25 protein-coding genes are annotated in these 23,739 nt (G+C 38.1%); 14 read left to right on the top strand and 11 right to left on the bottom strand.

The window, feature by feature from the left end; genetic code table 11:
* Positions 1 to 9 precede the first annotated feature (9 nt).
* Positions 10 to 1,047, bottom strand: coding sequence for an N-acetylneuraminate synthase (gene neuB / locus A4G16_RS01275; protein WP_165888362.1), 1,038 nt, complete (start codon positions 1,045 to 1,047; stop codon positions 10 to 12).
* A complete protein-coding gene (locus tag A4G16_RS01270) occupies positions 1,047 to 1,688 on the bottom strand; it encodes an acetyltransferase (RefSeq protein WP_165888361.1) in 642 nt (213 codons plus the stop codon). Before A4G16_RS01270 ends, neuB begins: the two co-directional genes overlap by 1 nt.
* A gap of 125 nt (positions 1,689 to 1,813) precedes the next feature.
* Between A4G16_RS01270 and A4G16_RS01265 the strand changes: the two genes are divergently transcribed.
* Both A4G16_RS01265 and A4G16_RS01260 read left to right on the top strand, forming a co-directional pair.
* Positions 1,814 to 2,557, top strand: coding sequence for a YdcF family protein (locus tag A4G16_RS01265; RefSeq protein WP_165888360.1), 744 nt, complete (start codon positions 1,814 to 1,816; stop codon positions 2,555 to 2,557).
* 247 nt (positions 2,558 to 2,804) lie between these two features.
* Positions 2,805 to 3,731 (top strand): LysR family transcriptional regulator, encoded by a 927-nt coding sequence (locus A4G16_RS01260; RefSeq protein WP_165888359.1) that lies wholly within the window; start codon positions 2,805 to 2,807, stop codon positions 3,729 to 3,731.
* Positions 3,732 to 3,842: 111 nt separating this feature from the next.
* Here the strand turns inward: A4G16_RS01260 and ftsX are convergent, their stop codons facing one another.
* The 3 genes from ftsX to ftsY are packed head-to-tail and all read right to left on the bottom strand — an operon-like array spanning position 3,843 to position 6,921.
* Positions 3,843 to 4,778, bottom strand: coding sequence for a permease-like cell division protein FtsX (gene ftsX, locus A4G16_RS01255; RefSeq protein WP_165888358.1), 936 nt, complete (start codon positions 4,776 to 4,778; stop codon positions 3,843 to 3,845).
* Between the two features lie 9 nt (positions 4,779 to 4,787).
* Positions 4,788 to 5,441: a cell division ATP-binding protein FtsE gene (gene ftsE, locus A4G16_RS01250; protein ID WP_027075229.1), complete on the bottom strand. Its 654-nt coding sequence runs from the start codon at positions 5,439 to 5,441 to the stop codon at positions 4,788 to 4,790.
* Positions 5,434 to 6,921, bottom strand: coding sequence for a signal recognition particle-docking protein FtsY (gene ftsY, locus A4G16_RS01245; RefSeq protein WP_165888357.1), 1,488 nt, complete (start codon positions 6,919 to 6,921; stop codon positions 5,434 to 5,436). The genes ftsE and ftsY overlap by 8 nt, the downstream gene beginning before the upstream one ends.
* A gap of 78 nt (positions 6,922 to 6,999) precedes the next feature.
* On the opposite strand from ftsY, the gene rsmD reads away from it, so the two are divergent.
* The 7 genes from rsmD to aspA all read left to right on the top strand — a co-directional run bounded on the left by rsmD (position 7,000) and on the right by aspA (position 12,627).
* Positions 7,000 to 7,590 carry a 16S rRNA (guanine(966)-N(2))-methyltransferase RsmD gene (gene rsmD, locus A4G16_RS01240; protein WP_165888356.1) on the top strand — a complete coding sequence of 197 codons (591 nt, stop codon included), beginning with the start codon at positions 7,000 to 7,002 and terminating at the stop codon, positions 7,588 to 7,590.
* Between the two features lie 83 nt (positions 7,591 to 7,673).
* Complete coding sequence (locus A4G16_RS01235; protein ID WP_027075226.1) at positions 7,674 to 7,985, top strand: HI1450 family dsDNA-mimic protein; 312 nt, start codon at positions 7,674 to 7,676, stop codon at positions 7,983 to 7,985.
* Between the two features lie 12 nt (positions 7,986 to 7,997).
* A complete protein-coding gene (hpaC, locus tag A4G16_RS01230; protein ID WP_165888355.1) occupies positions 7,998 to 8,510 on the top strand; it encodes a 4-hydroxyphenylacetate 3-monooxygenase, reductase component in 513 nt (170 codons plus the stop codon).
* A gap of 125 nt (positions 8,511 to 8,635) precedes the next feature.
* On the top strand, positions 8,636 to 9,508 hold the full coding sequence (gene tehB / locus A4G16_RS01225) for an SAM-dependent methyltransferase TehB (protein WP_165888354.1): 873 nt from the start codon (positions 8,636 to 8,638) through the stop codon (positions 9,506 to 9,508).
* Between the two features lie 156 nt (positions 9,509 to 9,664).
* Complete coding sequence (purM, locus tag A4G16_RS01220) at positions 9,665 to 10,702, top strand: phosphoribosylformylglycinamidine cyclo-ligase (RefSeq protein WP_165888353.1); 1,038 nt, start codon at positions 9,665 to 9,667, stop codon at positions 10,700 to 10,702.
* Positions 10,703 to 10,779: 77 nt separating this feature from the next.
* Positions 10,780 to 11,049, top strand: a complete 270-nt coding sequence (locus A4G16_RS01215) for a DUF1294 domain-containing protein (RefSeq protein ID WP_165888352.1) — start codon at positions 10,780 to 10,782, stop codon at positions 11,047 to 11,049.
* 150 nt (positions 11,050 to 11,199) lie between these two features.
* Entirely contained in the window at positions 11,200 to 12,627 is a 1,428-nt protein-coding gene (aspA, locus tag A4G16_RS01210) for an aspartate ammonia-lyase (protein WP_165888351.1), read from the top strand.
* Positions 12,628 to 12,688: 61 nt separating this feature from the next.
* Here the strand turns inward: aspA and rep are convergent, their stop codons facing one another.
* Positions 12,689 to 14,707: a DNA helicase Rep gene (gene rep, locus A4G16_RS01205; protein ID WP_165888350.1), complete on the bottom strand. Its 2,019-nt coding sequence runs from the start codon at positions 14,705 to 14,707 to the stop codon at positions 12,689 to 12,691.
* A 248-nt stretch (positions 14,708 to 14,955) separates the two neighbouring features.
* Between rep and potA the strand changes: the two genes are divergently transcribed.
* Genes potA through potC form a run of 3 tightly spaced genes read left to right on the top strand, consistent with a single transcriptional unit; the run spans position 14,956 to position 17,688 of the window.
* Positions 14,956 to 16,071: a spermidine/putrescine ABC transporter ATP-binding protein PotA gene (gene potA, locus A4G16_RS01200; RefSeq protein WP_165888349.1), complete on the top strand. Its 1,116-nt coding sequence runs from the start codon at positions 14,956 to 14,958 to the stop codon at positions 16,069 to 16,071.
* Positions 16,058 to 16,921, top strand: a complete 864-nt coding sequence (potB, locus tag A4G16_RS01195) for a spermidine/putrescine ABC transporter permease PotB (RefSeq protein ID WP_165888348.1) — start codon at positions 16,058 to 16,060, stop codon at positions 16,919 to 16,921. Before potA ends, potB begins: the two co-directional genes overlap by 14 nt.
* A complete protein-coding gene (potC, locus tag A4G16_RS01190) occupies positions 16,921 to 17,688 on the top strand; it encodes a spermidine/putrescine ABC transporter permease PotC (RefSeq protein ID WP_165888347.1) in 768 nt (255 codons plus the stop codon). Before potB ends, potC begins: the two co-directional genes overlap by 1 nt.
* 259 nt (positions 17,689 to 17,947) lie before the next feature.
* Here the strand turns inward: potC and artM are convergent, their stop codons facing one another.
* From artM to artP, 4 genes are read right to left on the bottom strand one after another with little or no spacing between them, the layout of a single operon-like run.
* Complete coding sequence (gene artM / locus A4G16_RS01185) at positions 17,948 to 18,631, bottom strand: arginine ABC transporter permease ArtM (protein ID WP_165888346.1); 684 nt, start codon at positions 18,629 to 18,631, stop codon at positions 17,948 to 17,950.
* Positions 18,631 to 19,302 (bottom strand): arginine ABC transporter permease ArtQ, encoded by a 672-nt coding sequence (gene artQ, locus A4G16_RS01180; protein WP_165888345.1) that lies wholly within the window; start codon positions 19,300 to 19,302, stop codon positions 18,631 to 18,633. Before artQ ends, artM begins: the two co-directional genes overlap by 1 nt.
* A complete protein-coding gene (locus A4G16_RS01175) occupies positions 19,302 to 20,027 on the bottom strand; it encodes an arginine ABC transporter substrate-binding protein (RefSeq protein WP_165888344.1) in 726 nt (241 codons plus the stop codon). Before A4G16_RS01175 ends, artQ begins: the two co-directional genes overlap by 1 nt.
* 26 nt (positions 20,028 to 20,053) lie before the next feature.
* Positions 20,054 to 20,788, bottom strand: a complete 735-nt coding sequence (gene artP / locus A4G16_RS01170; RefSeq protein ID WP_165888343.1) for an arginine ABC transporter ATP-binding protein ArtP — start codon at positions 20,786 to 20,788, stop codon at positions 20,054 to 20,056.
* A 226-nt stretch (positions 20,789 to 21,014) separates the two neighbouring features.
* On the opposite strand from artP, the gene A4G16_RS01165 reads away from it, so the two are divergent.
* Together A4G16_RS01165 and A4G16_RS01160 are read left to right on the top strand one after the other, a co-directional pair.
* Entirely contained in the window at positions 21,015 to 22,718 is a 1,704-nt protein-coding gene (locus A4G16_RS01165; RefSeq protein ID WP_165888342.1) for a protein-disulfide reductase DsbD, read from the top strand.
* Positions 22,719 to 22,736: 18 nt separating this feature from the next.
* Entirely contained in the window at positions 22,737 to 23,306 is a 570-nt protein-coding gene (locus A4G16_RS01160; RefSeq protein ID WP_165888341.1) for an elongation factor P hydroxylase, read from the top strand.
* A gap of 80 nt (positions 23,307 to 23,386) precedes the next feature.
* Here the strand turns inward: A4G16_RS01160 and A4G16_RS01155 are convergent, their stop codons facing one another.
* Complete coding sequence (locus A4G16_RS01155) at positions 23,387 to 23,731, bottom strand: RidA family protein (RefSeq protein WP_165888340.1); 345 nt, start codon at positions 23,729 to 23,731, stop codon at positions 23,387 to 23,389.
* Positions 23,732 to 23,739 lie beyond the last annotated feature (8 nt).

Genomic DNA, 23,739 nt, shown 5'->3' with positions numbered 1-23,739 from the left:
TATATGCTATTACATCTGATTTTGAAAACGAGAATCTTGGATTAATTGATCTTCTTCAAAATCTTGTTGAGCTTCTTTTCCAAGTACATCATACCAGAACATTGGACTAATGCCATTACCCGGTCGTTTAGTAGTAATATTATCTGTAGTAAAAATCTCACCTTTTTTAATCGGTCGAGATGCAATAATTGATTTACGTGCCACAATTTTATTTTTTGCTTCGGAATGAGTGACTAACTTCTCTGAAGAACCTAGTGATTTTTCCACCGCACGAATCCCTTCACATAGTAATTTTAACTCATCAGGCGTTACAGAAGCTTTATGATCCGGGCCCTCAAAGTTTTTATCTAAAGTAAAGTGTTTTTCAATAAAAGTAATGCCATAAGGCACTGCCGCCAAACCTGCAAAATAACCTGATGAATGGTCGGAAAAACCTAAACTATATTCTCCAAATTCTTTCTTAAGCTGGTGGAAAGCATTTAAGTTAACATCTTCATAAGGCGTTGGATACTCGGTATTGCAATGCAAAATAGTGATATCTTTTTTAGCAACCCCATTATCTTCAAGCACTTTAAGTGAGGCTTTTGTCTCCTCAATAGTTGCCATACCGGTGGAGATCACAATGGTTTTCCCTTCAATCGGCAAGCGAGCGATTTTTTCCAAATAAGGTAAATTGGTTAATTCACCGGAGGGAATCTTCCACACTTTTTGGTTCTGGCTTGCCAAAAAATCAATTGACTCGAAATCAAATGGAGTGGAAAACACCTCTAATCCTAAATCACGGGCATAAGTTTCTAATTTACTAAATTCTTCATAAGGCAGCTCTAATTTACGCGTCATCTCTAATTGAGAATCTGCTGTGCCTGTAGTCACTTTCTGATATTCAGCTTTAGGAGCATATTTTGAAATCAGTTTATCTGCCTTGAAAGTCTGGAATTTAACGGCATCTACACCACACTCTTTTGCAACATATACCATTTTCTTAGCTAATGCCGGATCACCATTATGATTACAGCCTATTTCTGCCACAATAAATACTTTTTGCATTATTTAATATCCTTAATATATTTTGCCGGAACCCCTGCTACCACCGTACGAGGCTCTACATTTCTAATCACAACCGCACCAGAACCTACCAATGCACTCTCGCCTACTCTTAATTGACCGTTTACAACAGAAGAACTGCCTACAAATGCGTAATCTTCGACAATCACATCGCCATTTAGTGTCGTATTGGTTGAAATATTGCAGTGATTGCCGATAAAACAACCATGTTCTACTAACGATTTAGTATTAATAATCACATTATTACCCACTGTAACGCCACTATTCACAATTGCCATCTTTCCGACAAAAACGCCAATGCCCAAAGTAGAATGGCGAGAAACTAAGGCGGTTTTATCAACTACATTAATCACTTTACAACCAAGTTGCTGTAATTTTAAGAATTTTTCCAAACGATGGGCATTATCGCCAATACTAATAAAATAGCTGTAATGCTCGCGGTGACTAAACTCTTGAATAGTTGATGAAAGCACTGGATAGCCTAAGTGAGAACTTCCTTCCGGCTTGAAGTTATCAATAAATCCACAAAATTCATAACGCTCAAAATCGAGTGAGTCCAATACTGATTTAGCAAAACCACCAGCCCCAATTAAAATTAATTTTTCTCGTCTAGAATGCCCCATATTGCATTACTCCCAAATGAGTTTTAATTCAAATGGAGTATTGTAATACTTTTTATTGTGAAAAAATAGACAATTCACCTGTAATTTAGGAGAATAGGAAATCATTTAATTACATGGATATTTTTATGTTTGAATTAACCAAATTGATTACAGCAATCATCTTACCACCGTTTAATATTATAATCTTATGGCTTCTTGCACTTATTCTTTTTGCTTGTAACTATAAATATTCAGCCTATTTTTTTGCCATCTTAGGCATGATCATTTTATATGTATTCAGTATCCCCTATATCTCTCAAAAATTGGGAGATTCATTAGTCGAGCAGGAAGCAAAGACTATCGACAAATATAAAACAGCTCAAGCAATTGTGGTATTAGGCGGAGGGTTAAGAGACAGTCGAGAACTATTCGGTCAATTAGCCACTACAGGGATTCCGCTAGAAAGAATGCGTTATGCCGCTTATCTACATAAAGAAACCGGACTGCCTATTTTGGTTACCGGTAGTAGTCTAAACGGCACCTCTGAAGCTAAAGTGATGGCGGATGAATTCAAAATGTTTTTCAATATTGAAATAAAATGGCAGGAAAACAACGCCAAAACAACTAAAGAAAACGCTATTTTTAGTCGAGAAATTTTAGCAAAAGAGAACATCAATAAGATTATTTTAGTCACTAATCAATGGCACATGAAACGTGCTGAAATGTTGTTTACACAACAAGGTTTTGAGGTGCTGCCGGCAAGTGTAGGCTCAGGCGATACGCCAGATCATTACAGTCTCAATTTCATGCACTTTATTCCGCAAGCAGGTGCAATGAACAGCAATATGCTCGCCTTAAAAGAATGGATTGGTTATTGGAAAGAAAAGTAAATTTTCATCTGCTGCAAGCGGTTATATTTTACTTATTTCTTGCAAATTTTATTTCTATACTCAATTCCTAAAAATAGCCTCTGCAAAGAGGCTATTGCATTTATCAAGAGTAAAAATAGTTTTCTAAGAAGTAATTTCCTCCCTACTTTTCGTAGTATATGAACGAAAACCGATAGCTTAAAGTGTCTGCCTTTGAATATTCTGTTATAATCCTATTCATCTTTTTCCTGTTTTAGATGAATAAATTATGAAGCCTATTTTTCTTGAAATTCGTCATTTGAGAACTCTCATTGCGTTGAAAGAGAGTGGAAGTATATCGCTTGCAGCCAAACGTGTACATCTCACTCAATCTGCTCTTTCTCATCAAATTAAATTACTGGAAGAACAATACGATCTAACCTTATTTGAACGCAAAAGCTCCCCCATTCGTTTCACCGCAGCCGGAGAACGTTTAATTAAACTTGCCCATGATATTCTGCCGCAAATTATTGAAGCAGAGCTTGATTTAGCTAGAGTAAAACAAGGTGAGGTTGGAGAAGTTCGGGTTGCCGTCGAATGCCATACCTGTTTTGATTGGTTAATGCCGGCAATGGACACATTCCGCCAACATTGGCCATTAGTAGAATTAGATATTGTCTCCGGTTTCCATACCGATACAGTAGGGCTACTACTCAGCCATCGTGCCGATATTGCAATTGTTGCAGAGGAAGAAGATAACGCTGGCATTTTGTATAAACCTTTATTTTCCTATGAAATGGTAGCGATTTGTTCAAAAGATCATCCACTATCAATAAAAGAAGTTTGGGAAGCGGAAGATTTCAAAGACGAAACCTTAATTACGTATCCAGTACCCGATGACATGCTGGATTTATTACGAAAAGTATTAACACCGGCAGGAATTAAAGTTACACGTCGTAATAGTGAATTAACGATTGCAATTATTCAGCTTGTTGCCAGTCGCCGTGGTGTTGCTGCACTTCCTTATTGGGCGGTTAAACCATATTTAGATAGAGGTTATGTAGTCGCAAGAAAAATCACTAAAGAAGGCTTATACAGCACACTTTACGGTGCCATTCGTGAAGCCGATTCATCTCTTGCTTACTTAGATGATTTCCATAACACGGTAAAATCTCAAAGCTTCGCTACTTTACCTGGGCTGATGGTATTGGAATAGCGATTGAGTCAAAAAGATTGAGCAGAAACCACAAGCGGTCTTTTTTCATCACTTTTTTGCAATTTGCGAAAAAAACAAGAAAAAAGACCGCTTGTATTTTAAAAGGCTTAATTAAGTTCGGCTTCCGATACGGAAAATATTACGCATTGTGGCTAATTTTGCTGATAACCAACCAATGAACACACACATTACCACTAGGAAAAAGGCTTCGCTAAAATTCAGACCATGCAATTCAAATTTAACAGTGAACATATCTGTAACATATTTCACAACACCGGTAAAATAGCTAATCATTACCGAGCTAAACAACACAGCAAGTAAGCTGCCGAAAAAGCCATAGATCATGCCTGTATAAAGAAATGGGCGGGCAATAAAGTGATCCGTTGCCCCTAGAATTTGTTGTACCTCAATAGCCGCCTTGCTATTTGCAACATCGCTTCTCACGCTGTTACCAATCACTAAAAACACTGCTAATAACATCAATAATGTACACACAATCGCAATGCGGGCAATTAACCAAGTTAAAGCCGTTAGTTTTTCTAGCCAACCATTATCTAAACGAACCTCTTGTACCCCTTTGATTTGCTGTAAACCGTTACGCAATTCCACCATCGCATCCGCATTATTGAAATTCGCTTTTGGTTTAAGAGTAACAACAGCCGGTAGCGGATTATCATCTAAAATATCTAATGCCTCGCCAAAGCCGGACCAAGAACGGAACTCTTCCAAACTTTGCTGACGAGAAATGTAATTAAAGGATTCAATTTTATCTGCTTCATAAGCACGAATACGATCAACAACTGCATTTACATCGTGTTCTGCTAAGTTTTTATGTAAATAGACCGTAAGCTGTGGCTCCGGATAGAATTGCGTTGCTGCTTCGTGAGTATTTTTCCAAAGTAAATAACTCACAGTTGGAATAGTTAAAGAAACCGCAATCACCAGCACCGTTAAAAAGGTACCGAGTTTACGCTTCATTAAATCTTGCCAAACTGCACGTAACGAATAGCTGGTTTGAGCCCCTAATTTTGCAAATGAACGAATCATAATCTTCCCTTAAAACTTAAGATGCCCTTGCTCTAGCTCTAAACACGGCTTTGGACGCTTTGAAATAATATTGGTATCGTGTGTCGCAATAAGAACGGTCGTACCAGCTTGATTAAACTCTTCAAATAAACGGAAGATTTCAAACGAGAGTTTTTCATCTAAATTTCCCGTTGGTTCATCTGCCAACAGAAGCGTTGGGCGGTGGACAATCGCACGTGCAATATCAACACGTTGTTGCTCACCGCCAGAGAGATGTAGCGGAAGATAATTCGCTTTATCGCCTAATCCGACACGCTCAAGAGCAATACGGGCTTCACGCTCTACAATGACTTGATTCATACCTAAAATAATTAACGGCAGAGCAACATTATCTAAAATCGTTCTGTCAGTTAATAAACGGTAATCTTGGTGAACCATACCGATTTGGCGGCGTAAAAACGGCAATTCGTGATGGGCAAGTCGGGTAATATCATGCCCGTTAAATAAAATTTGCCCGCCGTTGGCACGCTCAATGCCCATAATTAATTTCAACAACGTACTTTTACCCGCACCGGAATGGCCGGTAATATAGGCCATTCCACCTGCGGGAAGATGGAAATCAATCCCCTGCAATGCAGGTTTACCACCTTTATAAACTTTGTTCACATTTGTGAATTTAATCATTATTTTCGTCCTCGTGGCTAAATAAGGCTTCGATAAATTCCTCCGCATTAAACGGACGTAAATCCTCAATTTTCTCACCTACCCCAATAAAACGGATAGGAATATTGAATTGGTCAGCAATTGCAAAAATCACACCGCCTTTTGCTGTACCGTCTAATTTAGTTAAAGTAATGCCCGTTAAACCAACCGCCTCATTAAATAATTTCGCTTGGCTAATCGCATTTTGCCCTGTGCCGGCATCAAGGGTGAGCATAATTTCATGTGGTGCGGTTTCATCATATTTTTTCATCACCCGCACAATTTTTTTCAGCTCATCCATTAAGTTATTTTTATTTTGCAGACGGCCTGCGGTATCTGCAATTAAAATATCGATGCCTTTTGCAGCAGCCGACTGCATCGCATCAAAAATGACCGAAGCAGAATCTGACCCAGTTGATTGAGCCACCACCGGAATATTATTACGCTCTCCCCAAACTTGTAGCTGTTCAACTGCTGCCGCTCGGAAAGTATCACCTGCAGCCAACATCACCGATTTTCCTTCGTTTTGGAATTTGCGGGCTAATTTACCGATAGTTGTCGTTTTACCAACGCCATTTACGCCTACCATTAAAATCACATACGGCTTTTTCGGCTCGATCACTAAAGGTTGAGCAACCGGTTTCAACACCTCCCCTAACTCAATTTTAAGTTGTTGATAGAGTAAGTCTGCATCTTTTAATTGTTGCTTAGTAGCGTGTTGGGTTAAATTATGGATAATTTTTTGAGTGGTCGGCATACCGAGATCTGCCACAAGTAGCTGTTCTTCTAATTCTTCAAACAGCTCATCATCAATTTTTTTGCCGCTAAAAAAATTGCGGAAACCGGAACCGATATTCTGCTTAGTTTTAATTAAACCTTGAATTAAGCGGTTAAAAAATCCGCCTTTGCTTGGTTTTTCTTGGTATTCATCTTGAATGGTTTCGACTTCACTGTTTTTAACAATCTCTTCCTCTGATGCTTGCTCAACAAGCTCCGCTTCAACAGCTTCTTCTACTTGTTCAGTCAATTGCTGTTGCTCGTGAAGAGCAAGCTCTTCATTTGCAAAATTTTGCAAATTTTCGACCGCTTGCTCGCCTTCTTCTTCAATCTTTTCTTCTACATCATTAAAAAATGCTTTAGCCTCTTCTACTTTATCTTCAATAAAATCTGCAACTTGTTCTGATTTTTGCTCAAGCTTATCTTCTATTTGCTCAACAAATTGCTCGATTTTCTCTTCTTTTTCTTCAATAAAATCGTCAAATTTCTCTTCTAGATGCTCAAATTTTTCTTCTACTTTTTCTATAAGTGATGGCTCAAATTCCTGCTCTTGAATTTGAGTTTGTTCATCTTGTACCGGCTGTAATTGAGTCTCGTCTCTCTGTTCAACTTTTTGCTCTTCCTGTTGCGGATCTTTTTTACCAAGACCAAACCAAGACCAGAAACCTTTTTTCTTCTCTGACATATTTTTCTCTCATTTCTCGTGAAAATAGACTAAACTTGACTAGTTTATCAAATAATCCTTTATTTTCCTTTAGTTAGTATGAAAAAAAATCGAAATTCTCCGCAATCTGCTCATCAAATGGGCGAGGTTAGAATTATTGCCGGTCTTTGGAGAGGTAGAAAACTCCCTGTACTCAATGCAGAAGGGCTAAGACCTACCACAGATCGTGTTAAAGAAACTTTATTCAACTGGTTAATGCACGATATCGCCCATGCTCGCTGTTTAGATTGCTTCGCCGGCAGTGGTTCATTGGGAATCGAGGCCTTATCCCGCCAAGCTCAAGCGGTCGTTTTTTTAGAAAAATTTGCAACTGCGGCAAACCAACTCAAAAAAAACTTACAAGTTTTAAAATCTGAGAACGGTTCTGTGATGAATGTCGATACCTTGCAATATCTGGCCCAAAAAAACAGCGGTGAACCCTTTGAGATCGTTTTTATCGATCCACCTTTTCATCAAAATTTAGTGCCTCAAGTGTTAAAATTACTGATTGAAAATCAGTGGTTGGCAGAAAATGCGATACTCTATATAGAAACGGAAAAAAATCATCCGCCATTAACTTTGCCTGAAAATTGGCAGATAACAAAAGAAAAAACCGCAGGTATAGTAACAAGCCGATTAATAAAACGATAATCTCTTTGTTTTTTATAACTAAAAAGCATACAATAAAATATATCTATCTAATATTTTCTTAACAATCCGATTAGAATTAGCCTATGACAAAATTAACACCTGATGAAGCAATTGATATCGCTTACGATATTTTCTTAGAAATGGCAGGAGAACATTTAGATCCTGCCGATATTTTACTGTTTAATTTACAATTTGAAGAACGTGGCGCAGTTGAAATGGTCGAAACTTCTGAAGATTGGGATCAAGAAATCGGTACATTAATCGATCCTGCAGCCTTTGCCGAAGTTTGGGTCGGACTGGTCAACGAGAAAGATGAAATGGACGATGTTTTCGCCCGCTTCTTAATTTCGCACGATGAAGAAAATCGTGAATATCATGTTGTTTGGAAAGAATAATAAGGGAGAAATATGTCAAACATAGATACATCTCAACCAATTGAGGCTTCACTTCAATTTCGTGAAGCAATGGCACACCTATCCTCAGCAGTGAGTATTGTTACGACAAACGGTATTGCAGGAAAAGCAGGGCTTACCGTTTCTTCAGTCTGTTCAGTAACAGATGCTCCTCCGACTGCTTTATTCTGTATTAATAAAAACAGCCATGTTCACGATATTATTAAACAAAACGGTAAAGTGTGTATTAATGTGTTAAACCACGAGCAAGAAGATCTTGCCAAACACTTTGCGGCAATCCTTGAAAGTACAATGGAAGAACGTTTTAATTGGGATATTTGGGATATAGGTGTGGATGAGCAACCGGTATTACGTGGCGCTATTTCTGCTTTACAAGGTAATATTGTTGATACCTACGCTGTCGGCACTCATACCATTTTTGTAGTGGAGTTAAGCCATATTAATGTTGAGCCGAATCACAGCCTTGTTTATTTTGCTCGTCAATTTAAAAGTATAAGTGTTAAATAACATACAAAAAATATATTTCACATAAATTTGATCAAATCCGACTTTTTTAGTCGGATTTATCTTTTCTGCTCGTTAAACAGTGCTAAAATTTTTAGCGTTCTATGTTTACTCACGAGGAAAACTCTATGGAAAACTTAATTTGCTATAAACAAATGCCGGTATGGACAAAAGCCACTCTACCACAAATGTTCCAAGAAAAGCACAATACCAAAGTTGGTACTTGGGCAAAACTGACTATTTTAAAAGGCTCTCTGAAATATTACGAACTTACCGAAGAAGGCGAAGTGATTAAAGCAGAAATTTTTGATGCCAACCACCAACGTCCAATGGTTGAGCCTCAATTGTGGCACAAGGTTGAAGCACTATCTGATGATTTAGAATGCCAACTGGCTTTTTACTGCAAACCCGAAGATTATTTTGCTAAAAAATATAATCTCACCACCACACACTCTGAAGTATTAAATGCGGTAAATTATGTTAAAAGCGGCAAGGTGTTAGATTTAGGTTGCGGGCGTGGCCGTAATGCTCTTTATTTGAATCTGTTAGGATTTGATGTTACTGCACTTGATCAAAACCCGGAAAGTATTGATTTTCTTAACTATATGATTGAGAAAGAAGAGTCTAAAAATATTACTGCAAGCATTTATGATATTAACGAAGCAACTATCGGCAATCAAAATGGCGAATATGATCTGATTGTTTCCACCGTTGTGATGATGTTCTTAAACCGAGATCGCATTCCCGCTATTATTGATAATATGCAAAAAAATACTAAAGTAGGAGGCTATAACTTAATTGTTTGTGCAATGGATACTCAAGACTATCCATGCTCTCTGCCGTTCTCCTTCACCTTTGCCGAAGGAGAATTAGCCAATTATTACAAAGATTGGGAGTTGGTTAAATATAATGAAGATTTAGGGCATTTACATAAAACCGATGAGCAAGGTAACCGTATCCAGCTACGCTTTGCGACTATGTTAGCTAAAAAAATAGCCTAAGCTAAAGTTGATTAAATTAAGTTGAACGCGCTGTTTTAGTAAATTAAGCTAAAACAGCGTTTTTTTATTTTATCTCTTTTTTAAATTCATCTTACGCAAACGTTTGCTTTGCTGTTATAATGCCATCGTTTTCTTCAAATTGCTATCGAGGTTAAAATGAGCAGAACACAACTTAGTTACAAAGATGCAGGCGTTGATATTCATGCTGGTAATGAATTGGTAGAACGTATCAAAGGTGATGTAAAACGCACACGCCGTCCAGAGGTGTTAGGTGGTTTGGGTGGTTTTGGAGCTTTATGTGCCTTACCTACCAAATATAAAGAACCTATTTTAGTGTCGGGCACTGATGGTGTAGGCACAAAATTACGTTTAGCGATCGATCTCAATCAACATGATACGATAGGCCAAGATTTGGTGGCGATGTGTGTAAATGACTTAGTTGTTCAAGGTGCAGAACCTCTTTTTTTCTTAGATTACTACGCAACAGGGAAGCTTGATGTGGATGTCGCTGCTTCTGTAGTAAAAGGTATTGCAGACGGCTGTGAAATTTCCGGCTGTGCATTGGTCGGAGGGGAAACCGCGGAGATGCCAGGCATGTACCACGAAGGCGACTATGACTTAGCGGGTTTCTGCGTGGGCGTGGTGGAAAAATCAAAAATTATTGACGGCTCTGCAGTTAAAACCGGCGATGTGTTAATCGCATTAGGTTCAAGCGGCCCGCACTCAAACGGTTACTCATTAATCCGTAAAGTAATTGAAGTGAGCGGTGCAAACCCGGCTAAAGATGTGCTTGAAGGTAAATTATTAAGCGAGCATCTACTTGCTCCAACCAAAATTTATGTGAAATCCATTTTAAAATTAGTGGAAGAAGTGGATGTTCACGCTATCGCTCACTTAACCGGCGGCGGTTTCTGGGAAAATATTCCTCGCGTATTACCTGAATCAGCGAAAGCGGTGATTGATGAATCAAGCTGGCAATGGCCTTCCGTATTTAAATGGCTCCAAGAAAAAGGAAACATTAGCCGTTACGAAATGTACCGCACATTCAACTGCGGTGTTGGTATGGTAATTGTACTACCGGCTGCTGATGTTGAAAAAGCATTATTCTCCTTAAAACAGAGTGGAGAAAATGCTTGGGTCATCGGTAAAATTGAAGATCTCGGCAATGGCACAGAGCAAGTTGAAATCAACTAATTTGCAAAATAAATGCTAAAATCAACCGCTTGTAGAACATTGCCTACAAGCGGTTAAATTTTTAATAAGGAATGCAAATGCAGCTATTTTGGCTTTTCTATTTTATACTAATGAACTTAGCAGCGCTTTATTTAATGTATAGCGATAAACAAAAAGCCATTAAAAAAGCATGGCGAGTGCCGGAAGTTACCCTACTCTCTTTTTGCTTATTAGGTGGTGCTATTGGAACTTATTTGGGTATGAAATACTTTCATCATAAAACGCAGCATTGGTATTTTCATGTTGCAATCATCTTTTCTACTTTTGCTTGGCTAATTGGTTTGCCTTATTTTTATTTGGCCTTGTAATGACATAAATTCATCATTAGTTTTTTTAATCTAAAAGCACAATTTATATCCTAGTTCTCTCGCAAGAAATTTGATTTAGATCGCATTATTTATCTATTAAAATCGCTATTATCTAACAAAACTTATTTTATTATATCTAAGGAGATAAATATGTCAGATATGCGTATTGAACACGATTTATTAGGTGAAAGAGAAGTCCCTCATAATGCCTACTGGGGAATTCACACATTAAGAGCTATTGAGAACTTTAATATCTCTAATATCACCATTTCAGATGTACCTGAGTTTGTTCGTGGCATGGTAATGGTGAAAAAAGCCACAGCATTAGCCAACGGCGAATTGGGTGCAATTCCAAAGAAAGTCGCAAAAGCGATTGTACAAGCCTGTGATGAAGTATTAGTTAAAGGACGCTGCCTAGATCAGTTCCCATCGGATGTTTATCAAGGCGGGGCTGGTACTTCGGTAAATATGAATACCAACGAAGTGATTGCTAACCTTGCGTTAGAGCTTTTAGGCGAAGCGAAAGGCAAATATGACATCATTAATCCAATGGATCACGTTAATGCTAGTCAATCTACCAACGATGCTTATCCAACCGGTTTCCGTATCGCGGTTTACAACAGCATTATCAAATTAGTCGATAAAATTGTTTATCTACAAACTGCCTTTGAAAATAAAGCCACTGAATTTGCCGATGTGTTAAAAATGGGTCGCACCCAATTACAAGATGCAGTGCCAATGACGCTCGGTCAAGAATTCAAAGCTTTTGCGGTGTTATTAGAAGAAGAGGTGCGAAACCTCAAACGTACTGCCGAATTACTGCTTGAAGTAAATTTAGGCGCAACAGCAATCGGTACAGGCTTAAACACCCCTGAAGGTTATTCGGCATTAGCAGTCAAATATTTAGCAGAAGTCACCGGGCTTCCTTGCTCGCTTTCAGAAAACTTAATCGAGGCAACTTCCGACTGCGGGGCTTATGTGATGGTTCACGGTGCGTTAAAACGCACAGCAGTGAAACTCTCTAAAGCGTGTAACGACTTACGTTTACTTTCCTCCGGTCCACGTGCGGGCTTAAATGAAATCAACCTGCCTGAACTTCAAGCCGGTTCCTCTATTATGCCAGCAAAAGTCAACCCTGTTGTGCCGGAAGTGGTCAACCAAGTTTGTTTTAAAGTGATTGGTAACGACACCACCGTCACCTTTGCAGCCGAAGCCGGTCAATTACAATTAAATGTTATGGAGCCTGTTATCGGGCAAGCGATGTTTGAATCTATCGAACTACTTGCTAACGCCTGTATTAATTTACGTGATAAATGTATTGACGGCATTACCGCTAACCGCGAAATTTGCCAAAATTATGTCTTTAATTCAATTGGTATTGTGACTTACCTCAATCCGTTTATCGGTCATCATAATGGTGATATTGTCGGCAAAATTTGTGCAACTACAGGTAAAGGCGTGCGAGAAGTGGTTTTAGAGCGAGGTCTACTCACCGAAGAGCAGTTAGATGATATTCTCTCTCTCGAAAACTTAATGAACCCGACTTACAAAGCTAAACGCTTTACCGAAGATGAGTAATCTTAATTAATAATCAAGCGGTTAAATTTGCCAAATATTTTACAAATTTAACCGCTTGTCTTTATTTTTTATTCGCCTTTAACATTGCCATTAGGTTAGCGATATTGGCAGAGGTTTTTTCCACAAGCTGTTGCTCGGTCAATTTAGGTTTTTCACTTTCCCATACCAAATCATCTTGCGGTAGCTCAAGCAAAAAGCGACTTGGTTCAGGCTTGATGATTTCACCGTATTGGCGACGTTCTTTGCATAAAGAAAAAGTCAAAGTTTGCTGTGCTCGGGTAATACCAACATAAGCCAAACGGCGTTCTTCATCTACATTATCTTCATCAAGGCTGGTTTGGTGCGGCAAAATACCTTCTTCCATTCCAATTAAAAATACATGAGGGAATTCCAAGCCTTTTGAGGCATGCAGGGTCATTAGTTGCACTTGGTCAGCCTCATCATCGTCCTCACCTCGTTCGAGCATATCTCGTAAAGTCAAGCGATTCACTACTTGCACCAAATTCATTGGCTCTTCAATTTCGTCCCCCTCAAGCATACCTTGCACCCATTCAAACAGGGTTTGGACATTACGGCTTTGCATTTCCGCCATTTTCGGGGTAGCCGCAGTTTCATACAAATAGGCTTCGTATTGAATTTTTGCCAATAAATCTTTCACTGCGTCTATCGGGTCGGAACGTTCTGCTTGATCAGCAATTTCCACAATCCAGCGGGCGAAGTCCTGCAAGGCTTGGTAAGGTTTTGGTGTTAGGCGCTGAATCAGCTCAAAATCAAAAATCGCTTCAAACAAGCTAACCTGCTTTTCATTGGCGAGCATCCCTAGTTTTTCAAGCGTTACCGCCCCTATTTCCCGTTTTGGTGTATTCACAATGCGTAAAAAAGCGGCATCATCATCTTGATTTACTACCAACCGTAAATACGCCATCATATCTTTGATTTCCGCTCGGGAAAAAAACGAGGTGCCGCCGGAAATTTTATAGGGAATACGGTTTTGCATCAGTAATTTTTCAAGCAAACGGGATTGGTGGTTGCCTCGATACAAAATTGCATAATCTTTATATTTGGTCTTTTTAGAAAAACGATGAGCAATCAGCTCGCCAACAATTCGCTCGGCTTCATGTTCTTCATTTTTTGCCTCAATCACATTTAGCTTTTCGCCCTCGCCCAGCTCTGAAAAAAGGCGTTTGCTGAATAAGTGGGCGTTGTTATCAATTAAAATATTGGCACAATGTAAAATCCGCTGGCTCGAGCGATAATTCTGTTCCAGCTTGATAACTTTTAAGTTGAAATCCTCTTGTAAGCGTTGCATATTCTCAGGTTTCGCCCCACGCCAAGAGTAAATGGATTGGTCATCATCACCCACCACCGTAAAGTTTGGCTCATCGCCAACAATCAGTTTAATCAACTCATATTGGCTGGTGTTGGTGTCTTGATATTCATCTACCAACAAATAGCGAATTTTTTGCTGCCAGCGAGCTTTTGCTTCAGGAAATTGGAGGAAAAGGAGCACGGGAAGCATAATGAGATCATCAAAATCTAACGCATTATAGGCTTTTAGCTGATTTTGATATAGCTGGTAGAAATGTGAGAACACCCGCTCACGTTCATTACATACACGAGAAACCACCATTTCGGGCGAAAGTAAACCATTCTTCCAATTTGAAATAGTAGAAATCAGGGTTTTAAGCAGATCTTTATCTTCTGTCACATTTTCCGGCAATAGATGTTTGAGCAAGGCGATTTGGTCGTATTCGTCAAATAAGGTCATCCCCGATTTAAAACCAAGCAATTTATATTCACGCTTTAAAATCTCAAAACCTAGGGTGTGAAAAGTAGAAATCGTCAGCCCTTTGCTCTGCTCTTTACCGATAGAGTGAGCCACCCGCTCACGCATTTCGCGAGCGGCTTTATTGGTAAAGGTTACCGCAGCAATCTGCTTCGGCGAATAGCCGCAATTTGCAATTAAGTGAGCGATTTTATTAATAATCACACGAGTCTTGCCCGAGCCAGCTCCCGCCAGCACCAAACAAGCCCCTTGAGTATATTCCACCGCTTGTTGTTGTTGAGAATTTAGTTTCATTGGATAATAGATATTTTATTTTGATGCCCTATTTTAGCGAAAAGCTGACAAGCGGTCTAATTTCTTCAAAAATTTGCAAAATCTTGGGAAAAATAACCGCTTGTAAAAGGTAAGAAAAATCCTTAAAAAGTAAATTTTTCCTTTCAATCTTGCCCCTTTAGCTATATTATTATCAATTGATTTTTTGGGGGCAAAACGCCTGATTTGATTAGTCCTTTTCTTTTTGATTTAAGGGAAAACAGCAGTAGATGGAAAAATTAGAACAAAAAGCTATCATTGAGCTTAAAAATGTAACAAAAAGCTACGGTAGTAAAACGATTCTTAAAAATTTAAATTTAACCATTAATGATGGTGAATTTTTAACAATTTTAGGCCCTTCAGGTTGTGGTAAAACTACCGCATTACGTTTAATTGCAGGTTTTGAAGATTTAACAGATGGCTCAATTATTCTTGATGGTCAAGATGTTTCTGATATTCCTGCGGAACAACGTCCTGTTAATACCGTATTCCAAAGCTATGCTTTGTTCCCACATATGACTATTTTTGAAAATGTGGCGTTTGGCTTACGTATGCAAAAAGTGCCGAATGCTGAAATTGAGCCTCGTGTAATGGAAGCATTACGTATGGTTCGACTTGAAGATAGAGCACAGCAAAAACCGGCTCAACTTTCAGGCGGTCAGCAACAACGTATTGCTATCGCTCGTGCGGTTGTAAACAAACCTAAAGTATTATTATTAGATGAATCTCTTTCGGCGTTAGATTATAAATTGCGCAAAGAGATGCAAAATGAATTAAAAGCATTACAACGCCAATTAGGTATTACCTTTATTTTCGTTACCCACGATCAAGAAGAAGCGTTAACCATGTCTGACCGTATTATCGTAATGAACGGTGGTAAAATTGCTCAAGACGGCACGCCTCGTGAAATTTACGAAGAGCCAAGTAATCTGTTTGTAGCGCGTTTTATCGGTGAAATTAATGTTTTCGATGCAACGGTGATTGAGCGTGTCGATGCACAAAACGTGAAAGCAAATGTAGAAGGTCGTATCTGCAATATTAAAGTGGAAAATATGGATGTTCATCCAAACCAGAAACTAAAAGTGCTATTACGCCCTGAAGATATTGTGATCGAAGAACTAGATGAAAACGAAAGTTCTAAAGCGATTATCGGTCATATTATTGATCGTAACTATAAAGGGATGACGCTTGAATCAAGCGTTAAGTTAGATCATAACGGTTTAAACGTATTGGTTAGCGAATTCTTTAACGAAGATGACCCGAATATCGACCACGAAGTCGGTCAAAAAGTGGCATTAACCTGGTATGAAGGCTGGGAGGTTGTGTTAAACGATGAAGGCGAATAGTAAATTCCAAAATGGTGCGGTCTCTGCTATTTTCGGTTGGCTATTGCTTTTCGTATTAGTGCCGAACGTACTCGTTTTAATTATCAGTTTCTTAACAGAAAACCGTCAAAGCCAATATTTCGTTGATTTTGCATTTAGTCTTGAAGCGTATAAATCATTATTCAACGATACCTATGCCACAGTATTGTGGAACTCGCTTTATATGGCGGGCATTGCTACATTTCTCTGTTTAATCATCGGTTATCCTTTTGCATTTATCATTGCAAAAATGCCGGCAAAAATCAGACCGTTTTTACTGTTTTTAGTGGTGTTACCATTCTGGACTAACTCACTCATTCGTATTTACGGAATTAAAATTTTCTTAGGTGTGAAAGGTGTCTTAAACGAAACATTATTATCGCTCGGATTAATTAGTGAGCCTTTACGTTTATTAAACTCTGAAATAGCGATTATTATTGGTTTGGTTTATATATTATTACCATTTATGATTTTACCACTGTATTCATCTATTGAGAAAATTGATCACCGTCTTCTAGAAGCCGCCAAAGACTTGGGAGCAAACGCTTTCCAACGCTTTATCAGGGTAACCATTCCTCTGACAATGCCGGGCATTGTTGCAGGCTGTTTATTAGTATTACTACCTGCAATGGGTATGTTCTATGTAGCAGATTTACTCGGTGGTGGTAAAACACCATTAGTCGGTAACATTATTAAGAGCTTATTCTTAAATACAAACCAATTTGCTTTAGGCTCTGCGGTAAGTATTGCATTAACAATTTTGATGGCATTGATGCTTTATGTTTACTATCGTGCAAATAAATTATTAAATAAAAAGGTGGAGCTTGAATAATGAAAAAGACATTTAGAAACCTTTTTATGTTCGTGGTGTTTGCTTATTTGTATATCCCAATCATCATTTGGGTAGTAAATTCATTTAATGCAGACCGTTTTGGTTTAAATTGGAAAGGGTTTACTTGGAACTGGTACGAGCGTCTATTCAGCAATGACACTTTAGTACAAGCAACAATGAATTCATTGACTATTGCATTCTTTGCTGCGACATTCTCAACGATTTTAGGTGCTTTAACCTCTATCGCACTTTATCGTTACCGTTTTCGTGGTAAAAAATTAGTGGGCGGCATGCTATTTGTGGTGATGATGTCACCTGATATTGTGATGGCAGTCTCTATGCTTGTACTGTTTATGATTATGGGAATTAAGCTTGGCTTTATTTCGCTTTTAATTGCTCATATTACATTCTGCTTACCTTATGTCGTAATCGCTATTTCATCACGCTTAAGCGATTTTGACGGCAAAATGTTAGAGGCCGCAAAAGATTTAGGGGCAAGTGAAGTCACTATTTTACGTAAAATTATTTTACCGTTAGCCTTGCCTTCAATTATTTCAGGCTGGTTATTAAGCTTTACGATTTCACTTGATGACGTTATCGTATCATCATTTGTGACCAGCCCAAGCTATGAAGTATTACCACTGAAAATCTTCTCATTGGTTAAAACTGGCGTAACACCAGAAGTGAACGCACTTGCAACCATTATGATTATTTTCTCATTAACTTTAGTAGTGTTAAGTCAATTAGTGGTGAGAAAGAAGGTATAACCCCATAAAAATTCAAGAAATAACAATCTGCCCTTTACAAAGTAACCACTTTGCAAAGGGCAGATTTTTTTATGCCGGAAATTGATAAAATTTCTAGATACCAGATAATTAAAAATAGTAAAAGCAAGGTTAAAGCGATGTTTATATTGTTTAAAAGGTTTACTAAAAGATAAAAAAGAAAAGCATAGACTCACTGTCTATGCCTTTCATTTGCAAAAAATTACTTAAATTCAACCGCTTGCATTTTGCATAAGTAAAATTATGCTTTCTCTGCTTCAAAGCGTTCAAATGCCAATACTTTGCTTTCTAATTTTCTTAACGTTAATGTCATAATACCTGTAATTACAAGATATATAACTCCTGCCATACCATAAATAGATAGAGCATCATATTCTGTACCATATAACTGGCGAGCATAACCCATAATATCCATAATAGTAATAGTTGAGGCAAGTGATGTCCCCTTAAACACCAACACGATCTCATTACTATAAGACGGTAACGCACGTTTTAAAGCATAAGGAATCAAAATTTTAAGCGTATCTAGTCTGCTTAAACCTAAAGCATCACAGGTCTCCCACTGTCCTTTTGGAATTGCTTTTACTGCACCATGGAAAAGCAATGTTGAGTAGGCAGCACTATTCAGCGCTAATGCCAGCATAGCACAAAACCAAGCATCAGAAAGTACTGACCATAGCGGGCTTTGTGTAATCCACTCAAACTGTCCGGGGCCACTATAAATCAAGAAGAACTGAATCAATAATGGCGTGCCGGTAAATAAAGTAATAAAACCATTCACCAGCCATTTAAGAAGACGGTTTTCTAGTGAAAGAATAAACGTAAGTATAATAGCCAAAATAAAGGCAATAATTAACGCCACAAAGGTCAATTGAAGACTTGTACCAATACCTTGTGAAATTTCAACTAAATAATCCCACAACATCAGGCAACTCCTCGCTCAAAACGGGTAAAGCGGGCTTCTAACAGCTTAATCACTCGTTGACTGATAAGAGTGATCGCTAAATAAATAAGAGCAGCAATACCATACCAAGTAAAAGGTTGATGAGTGTTCGCATTAATTAATTCCGACTGACGTATTAAATCATCTACTCCAATCAAAGAAACCAAAGCGGTATCCTTTAATAATACTAACCACTGGTTGCTCAACCCCGGTAATGCGTGTCTCCATACTTGTGGCATCACAATACGGATAAAAACTTGTGCGCGACTTAATCCTAAAGCAGCACCTGATTCCCACTGGCCTAGTGGAATAGCCTTAATCGCTCCACGCAAAGATTGGGATGCATAAGCAGCAAAAATAATCCCAAGAGCAATAGAACCGCACCAAAATGCATTCAACTCTGCAAATTCATCTGTCATTAAGAAAATAATTTGGATTAATCCAAAATAAATGAGGAATACCACTAAAATTTCGGGTAAACCTCTTAATAATGTAATCATGACAGTTGTCGGTTTGCGGATGCAAGCAATCTTACTTGTTTCAAGTACCACAAACAAGATTGACAGCAACATACCAATAAAAAGGCTTGCCACTGCAATCCCTAATGTCATCAAGGTTGCACTGGCAAGTAAGTTAAAAATATCAGAAGACATTATTTTCCTGCCATCCAAGTATTATAGATTTGCTCATATTTGCCATTGGTTTTGATAGTGGCTAATGCAGCATTTAATTTTTCTAACAATGCAGTATTGGATTTATTTACCGCAATACCATATCCATTACCAAAAAATGCCTTATCCACTACTTTTTCACCCACAAAATCTAACTCTTTTTCTGTTTTTAACCATTCAGCTAATACAGGAGTATCACCAAATACCATATCAATACGACCATTTTTCAGATCTAATACCGCAGATTGCAGAGTAGCATAAGGTTTTAAATTATACTGTTTTGCATTTTTCGTTAAATATTGCTGGAAGGTTGTGCCATTTTGCACGCCCACGTTTTTTGCAGTTTCCGGTGTAAATTTACCTTTTACTGCCATAAAACTCACCGAATTTTCTAAATACGGGTCTGTAAAAGAAACCTGCTTCTGACGAGCTTCAGTAATATCCATCCCAGAAATAATCGCGTCGAAATTTTTAAATTTTAAGCCGGCAATCAAACTATCAAATGACTGTGTTTTAAATTGGCAAGTCGCTTTAATTTCTTCACATAATGCTTTAGCAATATCCACATCAAAACCAACAACCTCACCTTTTTCATTAGTCATTTCAAAAGGTGCATAAGAAGGTTCCATTGCGAAAGTAATCGTTTCTTGCGCTGAAGCGGAAAGAGAAGCTAGTGCAATTGTTGAGACTAAAAATAGTTTTTTCATTGTTGTGTCCTTATTTCTGTTTTAATTTACTCAGAATGAGATAAATATTGTGCAAACTGTTCCGTTTTAGGTTGTTCAAAGCAACTTGCATCCCCTTGCTCGATAATTGAGCCATGTTCCATATAAACGACTTTAGTCGCCACTTTACGTGCAACGCCAACCTCATGGGTTACGATAACTTGCGTAATACCTGTTTGTTGAAGCTCTTTAATAATATCAACAACTTGCGCTGTAATCTCAGGATCAAGTGCCGCAGTTGGCTCATCAAAAAGCAGCACTTGAGGCTGCATCATTAATGCTCTGGCAATCGCTACACGCTGCTGCTGTCCACCGGAAAGCTGTAATGGAAAACGCTCGGAAAACTCCGCTAAGCGCAAACGATCTAAATGTACTTTTGCACGTAAAATTGCCTCTTCTTTACTTAATCCGAGTACTTTCATCGGAGCTTCAATTAAGTTTTGCAGCACCGTTAAATGCGGCCATAAATGATATTGCTGAAACACCATACCTACTTCACGGCGTAATAAACTGACAGCTTTGTTATCTGCTTTCGCTGTTAAGTCAAATTTATGGTTTGCAATTTCTAATGTTCCGGATTGGGGAACTTCAATAAGATTTAAAGTACGAATTAAAGTACTTTTTCCTGCACCACTAGGCCCTAATAAAACTACAGTATCGCCTTTTTCAATCTCTAAATTAATGTCAAATAAGGCTTGATTTGAACCATAAAAAAAATTGACATTTTGAATACGAATTGCCATTCGTTAAAATCCTATTACACTTTTAAATAATGAATGAATACTAATTATTTTTGCATAACTATGCAATTAATTTTTCATTATATTGCAATATTTTTACAAAAAATAACCGCTTGCTAAACCAAACCTAGGCAAGCGGTCGAATTTCTTCAGAATTTTGTAATTTATTCCGCTATAATTTGTCATATTTACTAATGTTTAAACCATCCTCAAGAGTCATAAGATTACTATGATTAAATATTTTTTGTCCATTTTCCTTAGTATATTGATGATTCAACCTGCCTATGCAGGCCTCTTTTCATCTAAAAACGAATTTTTAAAATCAGAAGATGCTTTTATCTTTTCATTAGGCCAACAAGAAAATAACCTTTTACTAAATTGGCAAATTGCAGAAGGTTACTATCTTTATAAGAAAGAAATTAAAATTACGCCTCATAATATAACTATAGGCGAGCCGCAATTTCCACAAGCCGAACAATATAATGATGAGTTTTTTGGACAAGTAGAAATATTCCGAAACCAATTACAAGTATCACTTCCTCTTTTAGAATCTCAAGATAATGCAGTTATAGCGGTGGAATATCAAGGCTGTACTAAAGGTTTCTGCTACCCACCGGAAAAATTAGAACTTACCTTAAATACTATTATTCCAAGTGAACAAGCCATCGAAGAGACACAAAATATTATAGACTCCAATCAAAATAAGTTAGCAGAAGAATTATCCAGCAATAAATTTTCTATATTTTGGTTTTTTGTTTTAGGCTTAGGTTTAGCTTTTACTCCTTGCGTATTACCAATGTTACCGCTCTTATCTGCGATTATTATTGGTAATCAAAATCGCCCTTCTTCAACCAAAGCACTATTACTCAGCATAGCTTATGTGCAAGGTATGGCGATTACTTATACTTTATTAGGTTTAATCGTAGCGGCAATCGGTTTACCTTTCCAAATAGCATTGCAAAGCCCGCCTGTTCTTATCGGATTAGCAATTGTATTTACCCTTTTAGCCTCTTCAATGTTTGGACTCTTTGAATTGCAATTACCTAATTCATGGCAACAAAAGTTAAATTTATTAAGCCAAAAACAGCAAGGCGGCGCTTTTGGTAGTGTCTTTTTAATGGGTATGATCGCAGGACTAATTGCCTCACCTTGCACTTCTGCACCGCTTTCAGGCGCATTGCTCTATGTTGCACAAAGTGGCGATTTAATAACCGGTGGGCTGGCACTTTATCTGCTTGCATTGGGGATGGGCATTCCATTGATTCTTATCACCCTATTTGGTAATAAAATTCTACCTAAATCGGGAGACTGGCTATTAAACGTCAAAACCGCATTTGGTTTTGTTATGCTTGCCTTACCTATATTTTTAATAACACGTGTTTTGCCAAACCATTATGAACCTTTTCTATGGTCTGCCTTAGCTATAGCGTTTTTAATTTGGTTATTTGAGCTGATTCCATCTAGCTCTATCCTAAAAAGAGTCTTTAAAGTGATATTATTAATAGGCTTAGCTTTATCAGCAAAACCTTGGGCAGACTTAGTTTGGGGAGGTTCAAAAATACAGCTTGAAAATGCTCAACATTTACAATTAGAACGTATTCAATCACTTGCAGATTTAGAAAAAAAACTGACCGCTTCTAAAGGCAAAAAAGTGATGCTGGATCTCTATGCCGATTGGTGCGTCGCATGTAAAGAGTTTGAAAAATACACCTTTACTGATGCCAAAGTACAAGAAAAATTAAATGAAATGGTAGTGTTACAACTGGATATGACTAAAAACTCCGACGAAAATTTTGCGTTTATAGAACGTTTTAAGATACAAGGTTTACCGACCATCTTGTTTTTTGATGAAAACGGCAAAGAAATGACCCAATCTCGAGTAACCGGCTTTTTAGATGCAAATGAATTTTTACGCTGGCTAAATCAGCTATAGAAAATTAAGAGGAACACAATGAATCAAGACCATCATAAAATTGCAGATATTATCCGAATATTTGATGAATGCTTTGCAACAGAATATAACACTCGTTTAGAGCGAGGTGAAGATTATCCTATTTATTTACCTGAATATATTGATGAAGATGGAATCAAAAGTGAGCGACCTTATAACGTGATTCTATTTGCGCACGGCTATTACAGCAGTGCCTTACATGAAATCTCACATTGGTTGGTTGCAGGTGCCGAACGCCGTAAATTAGAAGATTTTGGTTATTGGTATGAACCGGACGGACGCTCTGCTGAACGCCAGCGGGAATTTGAAAGTGTAGAAGTTAAACCGCAAGCAATTGAATGGGTTCTCGCCACCGCTGCAGGTTTTCGCTATTTTGCAAGTAGCGACAATCTGACAGGTAATCCGGGAGATAACTCCGCCTTTAAGCAAGCGGTGTATGAGCAAGTTAAAATATATGCGGAGAGAGGATACTTACCAAAACGAGCAGAGACACTACGTAAAGCACTCTGCGAATTTTATGGTACACCTGATGTAATTGATTTATCACAGTTTGATATTGAGCGAATTTAATTCGCAAAAAATTGCGCTTTTTTAACCGCTTACACCTCACCATTAACGAAAAAAGCAGAGATATTATCTCTGCTTTCTCTTTAAATTGCGGCTGTAACGACAATTTCCACTTTCCAGTTTGGGTTAGCTAATTTTGCCTCTACTGCTGCTCGTGGCGGAGCATTATTTTCAGCTACCCATTCATCCCATGCGCGGTTCATTTCCGCATAATCAGTCATATCTCGCAAATAAACCGTTGCCATTAAGATTTTACTTTTATCCGTATTCGCTTTTTCCAGCCACTTATCAATTTCAGCTAAAGTCTGCTGGGTCTGAGTGTAAATATCGGCATTTTCATCCAGAGGCACTTGCCCTGCCAGATATGCCACTCCGTTATACACCGCCATTTCCGAAAAACGGCTGCCTACTTCAAAACGTTGAATCATAACAGTCC

Origin of the sequence: Mannheimia granulomatis, from assembly GCF_011455695.1 — a bacterium.
In the GTDB taxonomy this organism is placed as follows: Bacteria; Pseudomonadota; Gammaproteobacteria; order Enterobacterales; family Pasteurellaceae; genus Mannheimia; species Mannheimia granulomatis_A.
Note: the sequence above shows the minus strand (reverse complement) of the source record. Positions and strands in the feature narration are given on the sequence as shown.